The organism is Larkinella soli, from assembly GCF_003703975.1.
GTDB lineage: Bacteria > Bacteroidota > Bacteroidia > Cytophagales > Spirosomataceae > Larkinella > Larkinella soli.
This window is the reverse complement of record NZ_QTJY01000021.1, coordinates 47,813-60,103: the sequence shown is the minus strand read 5'-3', so window position 1 is coordinate 60,103 and position 12,291 is coordinate 47,813. Positions and strand designations below refer to the sequence as shown.

Here is a 12,291-nt window from a genome sequence, read left to right as displayed (position 1 = left end):
AAGCCTACCTGCCTTCTTTCAATCCCTTCATAATGAGCTGAATGATATACCCGGTATCGACCTCGATCCGGCTATAATCTACATTCTGGTTAGTCCAGGCGCCCGTATCCCGAACGGCTTTGTTCTTGAGGGCATCGGCGACGAGCAGCAGCATCTCCGCTATTTTCCGGGATTCGCCGACCGGTGCCATCCGCTGAACGAGTGTTTGCAGAAACTCGATCTCCTGCTGCCGGACGCCCTCATACAACTGATCAAAGACCGGCTCCAGCGTCTGAAGGCTTTCTACCGATAGCTGATGCAGGTTCAGCACGTGCTTGTAATACCGCAGCCGTTCGATCAGAAAATGCAGAATCTGTGCTTCCGGGTCATTCAGCAACCGGACTTTCCCGATCAGAGTGGTCATGTATTCGGTGCTTTCACGAAGAATGACCTCGATAAACAGATCATCCTTGCTTTTGTAATAGTAGTAAAGCGACGCCTTATTCAGCCGGACGGCCTTCCCAATGTCATCCAGCGTGGTTTTGTCATACCCGAACCGCGCAAAGCACTCTGAAGCCGCCTGAATAATGAGCTCCCGCTTGTCCTCTCGTTTTGCCATCTTCCAACGTTGATGAACAAAGGTAAATCAAATCTTCAAACAATTTAACAAATTGTTTGAAAAATAAACCAGACTACTCTTCTTGTAGTACATATAGATGTTTTTTTTCTATTTTTGCTTAACCGGTTTTGAAGGGATTGTTTCGGGCTGAATTTGAACGGCAAAGGGAAACGAAACCGGGCTGGAATAGCGTTATTGACTTACCAAAACGAACTTAACAATCTGTTATGAAGAGCACACAGCGGATGTCTCTCTTAGTCATGCTCCTTCTGGGGCTGGTCTGGAATGCCGGAGCGGGAGGAAATGACCCGAAAACGGGGGGAGAGCCAGGTATTCAGTTTACGGAGTCTTCCTGGAGAGCGGTTCTGAAAAAAGCCAAGGCGGAAAATAAGGTGATTTTTCTGGATGCCTATGCCAGCTGGTGCGGCCCCTGCAAGCTGCTGCAGAAGAACGTGTTCACCCAGAAAGAAGTTGGTGATTATTTCAATAAGGAGTTCATCAACGTCAAGATCGATATGGAAAAAGGAGAAGGTCCTGCCCTCTCGCGGCAATACCCTCTCGAAGCCTATCCAACCCTGTTTTTCATTGACGGTAATGGAAAAGTGCTGAAGAAGGTGATCGGATACCAGCGGCCGGAAGAGCTGCTGACCATCGGGAAAGCCATTAAAAAAAGCACTCCGAATCTGTAATCACAGGGAAGAAACGGCCGCAGGCAAACCCTTCTGCCAAGTTATTGATTACCCGACCGCAACGGCCTCCCGTTGCGGTTTTTGTTTGATGAGCCGGCTCCGGGACCATTCATAAATAACGATAAGCCCCGCCGGTATGGCGACCCCGGCAAGGATCTGAATAGTTCGGCCTTGCGGTTCCAGCCAGAGAATCAGCGCATTGATGACCGCCTGAACCAGAGCATAAAGCCCCGCTACCCGCAGGTGAGGCCAGTGCAGGCGGTGGACCAGCAGCTGAAACAGGTGGAGTTTGTGAGGGCGAAAAATGTTCTCCCGGTTGAGGAGCCGATGGACGATCGTTAGCCCGCTGTCGGCGCCGTAAACCGCCAGAAACAGGAGATATATGGGGTTGCCGCTTTTCATCACAAGCTGTACAAGAAGAAACAGCAGAATGAACGCCAGGGAAACACTGCCCACGTCTCCCGCAAAACAGACGGCTTTCCGACGCGCATTGAAAAAGGCAAACACCAGCAGTCCGGCCGCCGAAAACCCGAGCAGCGCCGGGTCGGTGAAATCCATAACTCCATTGAGCCATAAAAGGGTAAGAACGTTCACCAGGCCGTAAAAAGCCGTCATGCCGTTAATCCCGTCCATAAAATTACAGGCATTAACCACCCCGCATCCCACCAGCAGTCCTGCCGGGACCCACCCGACGTACAGCAGCGGGTCCGGCAGATCCAGCCAAAGCAGTCCGACGCTGACCAGCTGCACCAGGAACCGGTACCGGCCCGGAAGTGAAAAAAGGTCATCCAAAAAACTGATCGACGCAATCAGCGTCAGCCCGGCGAAGAAACACGGATGCGGAAGACCGTCTACGAAAAAAGCCGCCAGAGCGGCCACCCAGAATACGATTCCTCCACCCCGGACGGTCGGCCGGGTGTGGGAACTCCGTTCATTGGGCCGGTCGATGATGCGGAACTGCACCGCCAGTGAAATATAAAGCAGTTCGGTCGTGAACAAAAGGACCCCCGCCAGCGAATAAACAAACCAGTTCATGTGAAAAAGGTGGTGACCGGGCGGGGCTGCCATCCCAGCTGGTTCCTCGCCCGGTCGTCGGAAAATGTTAGCGTATGCGTCAATCGGGTCAGGACGGCCGAATCCAGCGGAAACCGGCGGCCGATCAGCCGGTTGATGCCGTCCCCGGTAAGGGCAATGCCTTTGGCCAGCACCGGCGAAAGGGACGGGATAAACCGGCCTCCGGCCTGTCGGGCAATGGCTTCCTCCAGTTCCCGGACGGATGGATGCACCCCGTCGGTCAGATTGTATATGCCTCCGGCCCGGGCGGCCGCCGGGATAATTCCGGCGACGTCGTCGGCCAGAACCATGCTGCGCCGGGCCGAGCCGCTGCCGATTCGAACGTAACGACGGCCTTGGATGGCCCGGATCAGGGCAGCCAGATTTCCCTGCGGCTGCCGGCCGACGACCAGCGGCAGGCGGAGTACGGTAATCCGCACCCCGGTTCGATCGCCCCAGGCGCAGAGGACTTCCTCGGCCCGGACTTTACTTCGGCCATAGGGGTCGGCGGCTCTCAGGGGCGTCGCTTCGTCCAGCCCGACCCCCTCCGGGCATCCGTAGACCAGCACCGTGCTGAGATGAACGAACGCTTCGGGTAAAGCACCCGATTTCTCCAGGGCCGCCAGCAACCGGCGAAGGCCCTGAACATTTACTTCCTCATATTCGGCTTCCTCGGCCGGATTTCCGGGAACCGAATGAGCCTTCCCGGCGGCATGAACCACATAATCGAAGCGATAGCCCCCCAGGTCCGGGGTCTGGGCGGCAAGATCACAGACGACAGCGTCCGGACTGACGATCTTTCGCCCGAGCGTGGTGACATGGTCGGAATGCCGCAGGGAACGGTACAGGCAGCTGCCGAGAAATCCCGAAGCTCCCGTAAGCAGGACGTTCATGGGGTCAAAAGCTATGGGTGGTTTCCGCTTCCGGCGCGGGATGGCCGGTCTGACGCAGAATTTCCAGGGCCATCCGGCGCACGATGCTTTTCCGCTGAAATCGCTGCCGGAACGCTTCGCGGGAGCAGCGGGTCGGCGGAAACTCTTTCAGCCTCCGGACCAGCGTGTCGGCATCACCCGGATCGAAGAGCAGACAATGGTCGACGTGCCGACGGATAAAATGACGCGCATACCCGGCGACACCGGCCAGAATCGGTTTATCGGTGGATGCGTATTCAAAAATCTTGGAAGGCAAAACCCGCTCGAAAGCGTTCAGGTCATTGAGGTGCAGAAAAAGATAATCGGCCTTTCGATACAGGTCGATCAGGGCTTCGCGCCCAACCGGTTTCCGGAATTCGACATTATCTGCCCCGACGGCTTCCAGCGCGGCCTGAAGTTTCTGCCGGGCACCCCCATCGCCGACAAGGACGAATCGGAAATCTTTTCCCAGTTCCCGGGCGGCCCGGGGAATGATTTTATGCAGCCCCTGCCCTTCCCCGATATTGCCGGCATAGACGATGGTATAAGGCGCACCCGGCTGTCGGGGCCGGTCCTCCCCGGCCGACAGAAAAGCCTCATCGATCCCGTTGGTAAAAAAGGTATAAGTGGCCTGCGGGTAATCCTGAAAGTAAGGCCGGAAGCCTTCGGAAACCAGATTGATGTGACCGGCGTAACCGAACGTATACCGCTCGACGGCCCGCAGAACCGGATTCAGGCCCCACTTTACGACCGGATTGGTCAGAACATCCAGCACCGATTCACGGAAAATGTCGCGGACGTCCAGAAACAGGGGGATGCGCTGCTTCCGGGCAATCCGGGCACCCAGAAAAGCGGTAAACAGCCGCGAGGAGGAAGCCACGACCAGATCATACTGGTGCCGGGAAGTCAGTTTCAGAACCTGACGAAAATACCGGCTGAACGAACGGACCTGGTCCCTGAGGCCGCTGGCGTGTGCCGGAACAGCGATCCGTTCGATGATCAGGCTCGACCCGTTGCTGCTCTGGTGGAGTTCGTGAGCTGCGGCCGGAACCTGGAAACTCCGGTAACGATTGGGCTGGGTGGTCAGGACGTGCAGTCGGTCGCCCCGGCCCAGCAGCCCGGAAAGCTCTTTTACCAGGGGCGTGTTCCGAAACGATCCGGCACATAAATCCGGCTCGAAGTAGAAAGTAAGATATAAAATATTCATTCCGGGACGGTTATCGTCATGATCAGCAAATCGGTAAAGGAAATTTCGACGCGGAAAGCCGGCCGCAGGCGGTGAAAGGATTCGGCGTAATCGTAGCTCCCGACCGACACCTGCTCCATTGAGACGTTCATTCCCGTGATTTGTAACGGTCCGGCCGTTAGTCCCCGATCATTTTTTGTCACCTTCACGGCCGGGTGAAAATGAAGCCGCGCAACGCCCGGGACGCCCGGGCGACCCACCAGCCGGTCGGAGATGACCAGCGTGCGGCTGTCGGGCAGGTGCCAGGACCGTTCATGATCGATGCCATACCGCCGGTAGCCGTCGTGTCGGGCGGCCAGGCGGCAGGACGTATCCTCCAGGAGGGTCACCTTCGCGCGGCCGGCTACCCGAAAACTTCCCCAGACTTCCGACGAATCGGCCCCGGCTACCTGTACGGTATTATGCGCGGCCGTACTCCGCTCCCACTGCCGCCGGTCGCCGGGGTCATACGTGGAGGTTCCGGCGTCTACGATCAGAGGCTGATTACCGGCATACAGAATAAAACTGAAGGTATCGGCGTGGGCATGGCCGGGCTGGTGCGCCGGACCCACCGGCCCGACGTCCATGAAGACTTCCAGAAACGGCGTTCGGAACATCCGGTAGCCGCTGTCGGAAAGCGGATGTTCAACGGTTGCTATTCCGGCTGAAACGGCTTTTACGCGGATCTGCCCGGTGGTTGGAGCGATGCCGCCGGCGGCATCGTTCACCGGCGGCCATTCGCCGTTCCGGAAGGTAACCGCTTCCATCCAGGCCAGCATCCGGCCGGCCTTCCGGTACAGAAAGTCCCGGACGGAAGCCTCCGTGAAAGGCCCGCCTTCCGGCACCATCAGGCACACGTCCAGCAGCCGGTCCAGTAGGATTCCGTGATACATCGGGCTGCGTTCTTCATGCCCTCCATCGGCCAGAATCTGTTCGTCGAGTTGTTTTTTCAACAGCCGGACCGCCGGCTTGTAGATTCGCCGGTCACGGAAATACAACGCCCCGACAAAAAGCGCCAGTGCATTTTCAAGGAGATGATTACCAAGCAGATGGTATTCCAACCGGTTTTTCAACAAATCGATCTGCCCCCGCAGATGGGCATGGACGGACGGATCGTTTACCCGGTGCCGGGAGAGGAACCGCACCCAGTTGATAAGGCGGAGGGAGGTCGGGTACGGGTCAAGACCTGCGGTAATCCGATCGGTACGGCGGATAAACTGATGAATCAGATCCATTCCCGATTCCCGGCTCATCGCGGGCTGGTTCAGGAAGTCGAAATAATTGAGATTGTACTGCCAGAGTTTCCCGAAACCGTCATACTCCCAATCGACCACATCCGGAAAATGGACAGTCCGATTCAGGAAGATAAAATACTGACCACGAACGCTTTGCGGCTTATCCGGTGCAGGAACGGCCAGAAAATAAACCGGCGGTATCCGGGCAGGAATCGATAAAACCGGCTTCGACCGAAGCCGGTGCATGATCTGATAAACGATCTGCTGAAACCGCAGAAACCGGATCGTATTCCAGTACAGCCGGATGCGTCTCATGCGGTCGGTTCGGGATCGACCGGTTCGGTGACCACTACCGGCACCTCGACCCAGCGGTTCTCCCGCAGGCTCTGCAGGGCGGCCAGCGTAGCCCGGGACGTATTGATCAGTTCGGCAAACGGGATGAGCGGCTCCCCACCGGATCGGATTCGGTCCACCAAGCATTGAAACTGGGTCCGATGTCCTTTGTCCTGCCGCGTCCTCAGGCTCGAAAACCCCTTGAAACCGTAGCCCTTCAGCGTCCGGAAGTTATCCAGAATTAGTGTCCGTTCCTGGGAGAAAACCTCGATACGCTCCTTGGAATAGGCTTTATGGCCATTTGAGAAGTAATTAACCACACCGGTCGAGCCGTTTTCGAACCGCAGCAGCAGCGAGGCCGAATCGGTGGTTTCCTTCGGCTGCCGGCCCAGGGCGGTCATGCACACCGCCGATACGGGGCTGCCTGTCAGGTAAACGAGCAAATCGACGAAGTGACAGGCTTCTCCCAGGATTCGCCCGCCCCCGAGGTACCGGTTATGAAACCATAGATTTCCGGGAATAAACCCGGCGTTCATGGTAGCGACGAGGTGCATCGGCACCCCAGCGGAGTCCGGCCCTCCCAGCAGGGATTTCATTTTAAGGGAGTGGGGAGAAAAGCGCCGGTTAAAACCGACCATGACCGTTTTGCCGGTTTTCTGCTGAGCCGCGATCACCTGCTCCAGTTCTTCTTCGAAAATAGCCAGCGGCTTCTCAACGAACACGTGTTTACCGGCCTGAAGCGCTTCCACCGTCATCCGGGCGTGCTGGTGATGGCGGGTAGTGATGACCACCAGATCGATCTCCGGATCGTTCAGTACCTCCCGGTAGTCGGTCGTGCTGACGGAAAATCCGTGTTTCTTCGCCAGGAGCGTTCCATTGAGTCCGCCGGCGCTGGCGATCGCTTTCAAACGCGCCTGCCCTTGCAGCGCCGGCAGGATTACGGCACCGGTAAAATTTCCGGCCCCGATCAGCCCGACGACGCCCGCAGTGCCCTTATACCGGATTTCCCGCAGTTGAATCCGGGGATTCAACGACGGCTGTTCCGGGTAGGTCAGCAGGGAAGCGATGGATCGGGAGCTCCCGATCCGGTCATAAATAGTCCGGTATTCTTCGAACGGAACCACTTCGGAGATCAGGGGCTGCACCTCCAGCCGGCCGGACGCCAGCAAACCGAGCACCGTCTCGAAGTTGCGGTTCTCGGTCCAGCGAACATACGGGAGAGGATAGTCCTGCCCCAGGCGCTCATACGTTTCATCGTACCGGCCCGGGCCGTACGAGCAGGAAACCTGGAACGTCAGTTCTTTTTCGTAAAACTCGGTCCGGTTCAGGTTCAGACCGACCACCCCGACCAGCACAATCCGGCCTCGTTTGCGGGACATACGGGCGGCCTGCGAGATCAGCTCGTCGCCCTGGGCGGAAGCGGTGACGATCACCCCGTCCGCGCCCACCCCGCCGGTATGACCAAGCACCGCCCCGACCGGATCACCTGCCGTCGGGTTGATCGTGTAAATGCCTTTCTGCCGGGCTATTTCCAGTTTTTTTTCCTCCGGGTCGAGGCCGATGACCCGGCAACCATTCAGTTGGAGCAGTTGGGCCGTCAGGAGGCCGATCAGGCCCAGCCCCATCACCACGACGGTTTCTCCCAGCGTCGGATTGAGCAGCCGGAGGCCCTGCAAACCAACCGCTCCAATGACCGTAAAGGCCGCCTGTTCGTCGGACACTTCGTCCGGGATACGGGCCACCAGATGGCGGGGAACGCAGACCACCTCCGCATGCGGTCCGTTGGAAGCCACCCGGTCGCCAACGGTCAGATCCGACACGCCCTCACCCACGGCCAGCACCTCGCCGGCGTTACAGTACCCCAGCGGTAGCGGCTGATCCAGTTTATGAAATACCGCTTCCAGCGTCGGGATCAAGCCATCGGACCGGATTTTATCCAGCACCTGCCGGACCTTTTCCGGCTGCTGCCGCGCCTTGGCAATCAGACCCGCCCTCCCAAATTCTACCAGCATCCGTTCGGTTCCGGGCGACACCAGGCTCCGGCGCGTTCGAATCAGCACCTGACCCCGGCTTACCTGGGGAGCCGGTACTTCCTCCAGCAGGGTTTCACCGGTCCTAAGATTCTGAATGAGCTGTTTCATAAAGTATCATTTGTGTGCCCGAAAGACCAATGGCTAACCCACGCTCAGTAAATTCAAACAGGATTTTGTAACTATGTCCCACCCGGGTAGCCGCGAAGAAAGGTGTTTGCCAATTGCTACCTTTTCCGCCATCTCAGTGGGATTTTGGTAAGCGTTTTCCAAAACGGCCAGCATTGATTGCGCCGACAATGGGTCAAAATAATAGGCGCAATCACCGCAGATTTCAACCGCAAAATCCCTTTCTGACGTGAAAATGGGTATCTGAAAATGCAGAGCATCAACATAGGTAGCCGTGAACGACTCCATTAGCGTCGGCAGAATGAGACCGTCGACCTGACCGTATAATCCAGGTACCGAGGCTGCCGGAACCGTACCGAGGTTGATAACGATCTCTTCCAGGGATTCCTGCTGCCGCCGATTGAGCCATTTTTTTGCGCCGGGATGATGCCTGGCATCAATGGTCGTAATGATCCGAAAGGGCTTATGGGCCTTTTTGATTAGGTTTGCCAAATCCAGCAACCCCTCCAAGTTCTTATGTGGATAATAGCGGGAAAGACAGATTAGGTATTTCAGTCCGGCTGCCTTTGGCAATAAAATTTCGTTCTGTTTTCCGTTGTCCAGTTGAGTATATGCATTGGGCAGCAGTTCGATAGGCGGCATTGGCGAGAAACGGCGGCTGATCCGGTCTCGCATCGTTTGAGTTTGCACCAACAGGGTGCTTACATATTTCAGCCGGCGACGAAACAGACGGGTCCGCAGCCGATTTTTACATGACCCTCTAAAGCCCAGCCGACTCCGGATTTCCGGCAAATCGGCATAGACAAGATGTGGCAAGTGCAGGAGCACGACCTGCCTGAGCCGGATGGGAAGCGCGAAGTTGCCCATAGTAAAGACGACATCCGGCTTTATTTTCTTTAACAACTCACCTACGCGGAATTCAGCATAAGGCCTCAACCACCAGACCGTTTGCCAAGAGGACAGACAGTGAATGTGAAAGTTTTCTCCTGCCAAATCCTCATATCCGCATCCTGCCGGCCCAACTACATGAACCTTACACTCGGGCGGTTTTAGTTGGCGCAGTTCCCTCAGGAAATTCAGAGCTACCGTCAGCCCGCCCGCCGTGGACAGGTTGATGGCGTTAACGAGAACTATCATAAAACGGTTGAGTAGCCCGGCCAATGCTACCGGCGACCAGCCAAATGGGCAGGGATAAATAGACGAAATGATCAACAAATTGTGGAAAGTATCCCCGGGTAATGAACTGAAACAGAGCCAGAGTAAAAGCAAGTTGTTTCAGGAAGCCCAGCGGCTTTTCTACTGGATTCCGGTCAGTGACAAACCGAATCCAACGGCCCATTAGTAAGGGAAGAATTACATAACCGGCTAACCCGAAGGCGGCATAAAACGCGCCGTAATGAAGGCTTGCTTCTCCCGTTCGGGTCCAGCTATTAGGCAATTCGAGAGAATCGTCGAGGGTGCGGACAAACGGAGATGGATACGGTTTTTCTCCATTTGGGAAAAAGGCTCGCGGTAGCGCTTTAATTAGGATGTATCCAAACATGGACAAGCCCCAATCATGCTTTGCGTCAGTATTCTCTTTAAAATACCGCAGCAGGTTCATATCCACCAGTGCACCATGCGTCTGTTCGAAGAATACAGTGTATTCAAATTCGGCCGGATTGAAGGTCAAATCCTGTAAATGTCCTGCTATGAAATTCCAGCGGTTATAGGTAATAAAAAGAATGAAGTAAGCCAGGCCGAATCCGATCGCTGCCCAATGTCGGATGTTTCCGACAAAAGTGGACCTGGAACCGTAGACGATGAGGAGGCCAAGTAAGGTCAGTATGATCCGATATCGAAACCCCATGAGAGCAAACAGCACAAATGCCGGTATCATGAGCAGAAGCAGTTGACTACGCCGACCCTGCATGTACGCAAAGAGAATGATCGTTGTGATGAGACAATCGGCGCAGTTTCGGAAATAATGCGAATTGGTGGCACTCTCTGCGCCAAACAAGTCTTCGTCGGCACTGCCGAAAAGAATATCCAGGGGATTGAGTCCACTGATGAATAAGTCGGCCAGAACAATTCCTGTAAACAGAAGGTATAATCCGATAGTCTGCAAGCGGAGTGAGGGGAGCGAGGTGGGCCTCAATTCATGGCCCTTCGTGGCCACACTTCTTCGCATAGCCACAAAACCATAAATGAAATGGGTGTTTGCGATTAGGTTCAGAAACATTCCCAATTCGTAATAATCCGAAATCGACTTCCCTACAAATCGGAATACTCCATCATCTCCCAATGGCGTCTCCCGGCCGGTCATGTAAAAAAAAACTGGGCTCAACAGGCTATAAACCAACAATAGAATCAATGAAACCGTGAATGGCATCACTGATTGAAACCCCTGCTTTCGGGCATAGTAAAGCCCGGCCACCAATACAAGGAAATTCAACAGGATGCACGCCCAAATCATATCGTAAGATCTTCACTAACTACATCAAATAGGAGGTTGGCGTACGACCGGGAGTCGGTTTTCAAAGCCAGAGCGGCATTGTACGAACCCATTTTCCGGCGGATTTCAGCTGAATGAATAAGCCTCTTCATCGCATCATATAAGGCCAGTTCATGATTGGGAGGACAAAGGATGCCATTGACGCCATTGATGATCCATTCCTGCGCGGCTCCTACCGTTTCAGTGCAGATAATGGGTAAACTGGCCGCGATTGCTTCGTTGATAACGACTCCCCATCCGTCGTAACGAGACGCAAAAATGAAGACGTCGGCCAGATTGAAGTAAGCCGGAAGTTCCTCGGCCTGGCGGAACCCCAATAGTTCAATTCTGGAATCTTTTTCCGTGTATCTTTCCAGTTCTGAACGTTGTGGGCCTTCGCCAAGGATCAGTAAACGGACGTTGGGATATTGCTCCGTATCCAGAAGCCGAAAAGCCCGAACGAGCGTATCCATGCCTTTGCGATGAATCAGCGCTCCAGAACTGAGAAAGATCAGCGTATCGTCACATCGATATTGGGATTGCAGAATGCGAAGCAACCGGCTGGTTACTGCCCGAAACTTTTTGCCGTCGAGGTTGTAAGGTATATTTGTAATTGGAAGCTGAACGCCAAAAGCCTGATAGGTTTGGGCAGCCTCCTGCCCGATAGCAAATATCCTTCGGCAACAAATATGAAGGGGTTGTAAAGCCAATAATTTCATTATTTTGCGCCAACCAGTGGCTCGCGATGAAATCCGCTCCCCGAAAAATGCAACAGGCTTTCCCAGTAGCCAGGCATAAATCATAACAATTAAGGAATTCGGAATCCAATACGCACCTCCCACGATGATGTAATCACTCCGATCATTACGCACGATGCTGAATAGCTGCCAGCTGAAATGAAAGTCTTTCACCCGCATCTGGAACCAGTCAGCTATCCATGAATTCCTGAGTACGATCACATTATATAAGTCGAGATTGGTTTTGAATTTCCATTGCCGTCCTTTTTCGGTTTGAGCATAAAAGACAACATTCAGTTCGAACCGTTCGGCTAACGCCTGGCAGAAATCCAGCTGGTAGGGTGTCGGGATGTTAGTGTAAAAGCTTAACCTCGGCTTCATGGCAGGCTGTTAAAGAAATTAATAAGGCGTTGGGAATAAGCTTCATAACTGGCATATTTAGCTTTTAACAGGGCCGCTTCTGCCATTCCATCTCTTGTGTCGGCCTCCTTTCCCAACTGTTCGATGGCCTGCACCACTGATTCCTGTTCTCCCACCGGCACGATCAATCCCTCCTGCCCGTGCTCGATCACTGATCCTGTATTTGGCGTAACGATCAGCGGAAGTCCGTGCTGCATGGCTTCGTACGTAACCGTGGCTGAGCCTTCGCACACTGAGGGCAGCAGAAATACGTCCGCCCAGCGGTAATGTTCGTGCATCCGGTCGCGCCTGACGCTCCCGATTAGTTCTATATTTTTGGCTAATCCGCCCAACACCGTTCGTGGTACCCGACTGTAATCACCGACCATTCGGAAATTGGCGAATCCTTTGAGTTGCGCGGAGGCCTTCATGACGTAGGGACTCCCTTTCCGAAGCCCAACTTCGCCAACCGTCAGCAC

Annotated in this window: 11 protein-coding genes; 1 reads left to right on the top strand and 10 read right to left on the bottom strand. The window is 54.9% G+C overall.

Translation table 11 applies throughout. The annotated features are described in order from the left end of the window. Positions 1-4 precede the first annotated feature (4 nt). Positions 5-598, bottom strand: coding sequence for a TetR/AcrR family transcriptional regulator (locus DX909_RS26135; protein ID WP_128548193.1), 594 nt, complete (start codon positions 596-598; stop codon positions 5-7). A gap of 260 nt (positions 599-858) precedes the next feature. Between DX909_RS26135 and DX909_RS26130 the strand changes: the two genes are divergently transcribed. Then, positions 859-1,287, top strand: a complete 429-nt coding sequence (locus tag DX909_RS26130; RefSeq protein ID WP_374755880.1) for a thioredoxin family protein — start codon at positions 859-861, stop codon at positions 1,285-1,287. Between the two features lie 48 nt (positions 1,288-1,335). Here the strand turns inward: DX909_RS26130 and DX909_RS26125 are convergent, their stop codons facing one another. The 9 genes from DX909_RS26125 to DX909_RS26085 are packed head-to-tail and all read right to left on the bottom strand — an operon-like array spanning position 1,336 to position 12,291. Then, positions 1,336-2,322 (bottom strand): MraY family glycosyltransferase, encoded by a 987-nt coding sequence (locus DX909_RS26125; RefSeq protein WP_164851413.1) that lies wholly within the window; start codon positions 2,320-2,322, stop codon positions 1,336-1,338. Continuing rightward, positions 2,319-3,233: an NAD-dependent epimerase/dehydratase family protein gene (locus DX909_RS26120; RefSeq protein ID WP_128548190.1), complete on the bottom strand. Its 915-nt coding sequence runs from the start codon at positions 3,231-3,233 to the stop codon at positions 2,319-2,321. The genes DX909_RS26125 and DX909_RS26120 overlap by 4 nt, the downstream gene beginning before the upstream one ends. Before the next feature lie 4 nt (positions 3,234-3,237). Further along, complete coding sequence (locus tag DX909_RS26115) at positions 3,238-4,458, bottom strand: glycosyltransferase family 4 protein (RefSeq protein WP_128548189.1); 1,221 nt, start codon at positions 4,456-4,458, stop codon at positions 3,238-3,240. Continuing rightward, positions 4,455-6,026 (bottom strand): heparinase II/III family protein, encoded by a 1,572-nt coding sequence (locus tag DX909_RS26110; protein ID WP_128548188.1) that lies wholly within the window; start codon positions 6,024-6,026, stop codon positions 4,455-4,457. The genes DX909_RS26115 and DX909_RS26110 overlap by 4 nt, the downstream gene beginning before the upstream one ends. Next, positions 6,023-8,185: a bi-domain-containing oxidoreductase gene (locus tag DX909_RS26105; protein ID WP_128548187.1), complete on the bottom strand. Its 2,163-nt coding sequence runs from the start codon at positions 8,183-8,185 to the stop codon at positions 6,023-6,025. The genes DX909_RS26110 and DX909_RS26105 overlap by 4 nt, the downstream gene beginning before the upstream one ends. Positions 8,186-8,218: 33 nt before the next feature. Further along, positions 8,219-9,340 carry a glycosyltransferase gene (locus DX909_RS26100; protein WP_128548186.1) on the bottom strand — a complete coding sequence of 374 codons (1,122 nt, stop codon included), beginning with the start codon at positions 9,338-9,340 and terminating at the stop codon, positions 8,219-8,221. Beyond that, positions 9,324-10,637, bottom strand: coding sequence for a hypothetical protein (locus DX909_RS26095; RefSeq protein ID WP_206513057.1), 1,314 nt, complete (start codon positions 10,635-10,637; stop codon positions 9,324-9,326). Before DX909_RS26095 ends, DX909_RS26100 begins: the two co-directional genes overlap by 17 nt. 17 nt (positions 10,638-10,654) lie before the next feature. Continuing rightward, a complete protein-coding gene (locus tag DX909_RS26090) occupies positions 10,655-11,794 on the bottom strand; it encodes a glycosyltransferase family 4 protein (RefSeq protein ID WP_128548184.1) in 1,140 nt (379 codons plus the stop codon). Next, positions 11,791-12,291 (bottom strand): glycosyltransferase family 4 protein, encoded by a 501-nt coding sequence (locus DX909_RS26085; RefSeq protein ID WP_164851412.1) that lies wholly within the window; start codon positions 12,289-12,291, stop codon positions 11,791-11,793. Before DX909_RS26085 ends, DX909_RS26090 begins: the two co-directional genes overlap by 4 nt.

Excerpts from the sequence above, each read along its gene's own strand:
- DX909_RS26125 (WP_164851413.1), bottom strand. The coding sequence starts at position 2,322 with ATGAACTGGTTTGTTTATTCGCTGGCGGGGGTCCTTTTGTTCACGACC.
- DX909_RS26135 (WP_128548193.1), bottom strand. The coding sequence starts at position 598 with ATGGCAAAACGAGAGGACAAGCGGGAGCTCATTATTCAGGCGGCTTCA.
- DX909_RS26120 (WP_128548190.1), bottom strand. The coding sequence starts at position 3,233 with ATGAACGTCCTGCTTACGGGAGCTTCGGGATTTCTCGGCAGCTGCCTG.
- DX909_RS26090 (WP_128548184.1), bottom strand. The coding sequence starts at position 11,794 with ATGAAGCCGAGGTTAAGCTTTTACACTAACATCCCGACACCCTACCAG.
- DX909_RS26115 (WP_128548189.1), bottom strand. The coding sequence starts at position 4,458 with ATGAATATTTTATATCTTACTTTCTACTTCGAGCCGGATTTATGTGCC.
- DX909_RS26105 (WP_128548187.1), bottom strand. The coding sequence starts at position 8,185 with ATGAAACAGCTCATTCAGAATCTTAGGACCGGTGAAACCCTGCTGGAG.
- DX909_RS26100 (WP_128548186.1), bottom strand. The coding sequence starts at position 9,340 with ATGATAGTTCTCGTTAACGCCATCAACCTGTCCACGGCGGGCGGGCTG.
- DX909_RS26110 (WP_128548188.1), bottom strand. The coding sequence starts at position 6,026 with ATGAGACGCATCCGGCTGTACTGGAATACGATCCGGTTTCTGCGGTTT.
- DX909_RS26130 (WP_374755880.1), top strand. The coding sequence starts at position 859 with ATGCTCCTTCTGGGGCTGGTCTGGAATGCCGGAGCGGGAGGAAATGAC.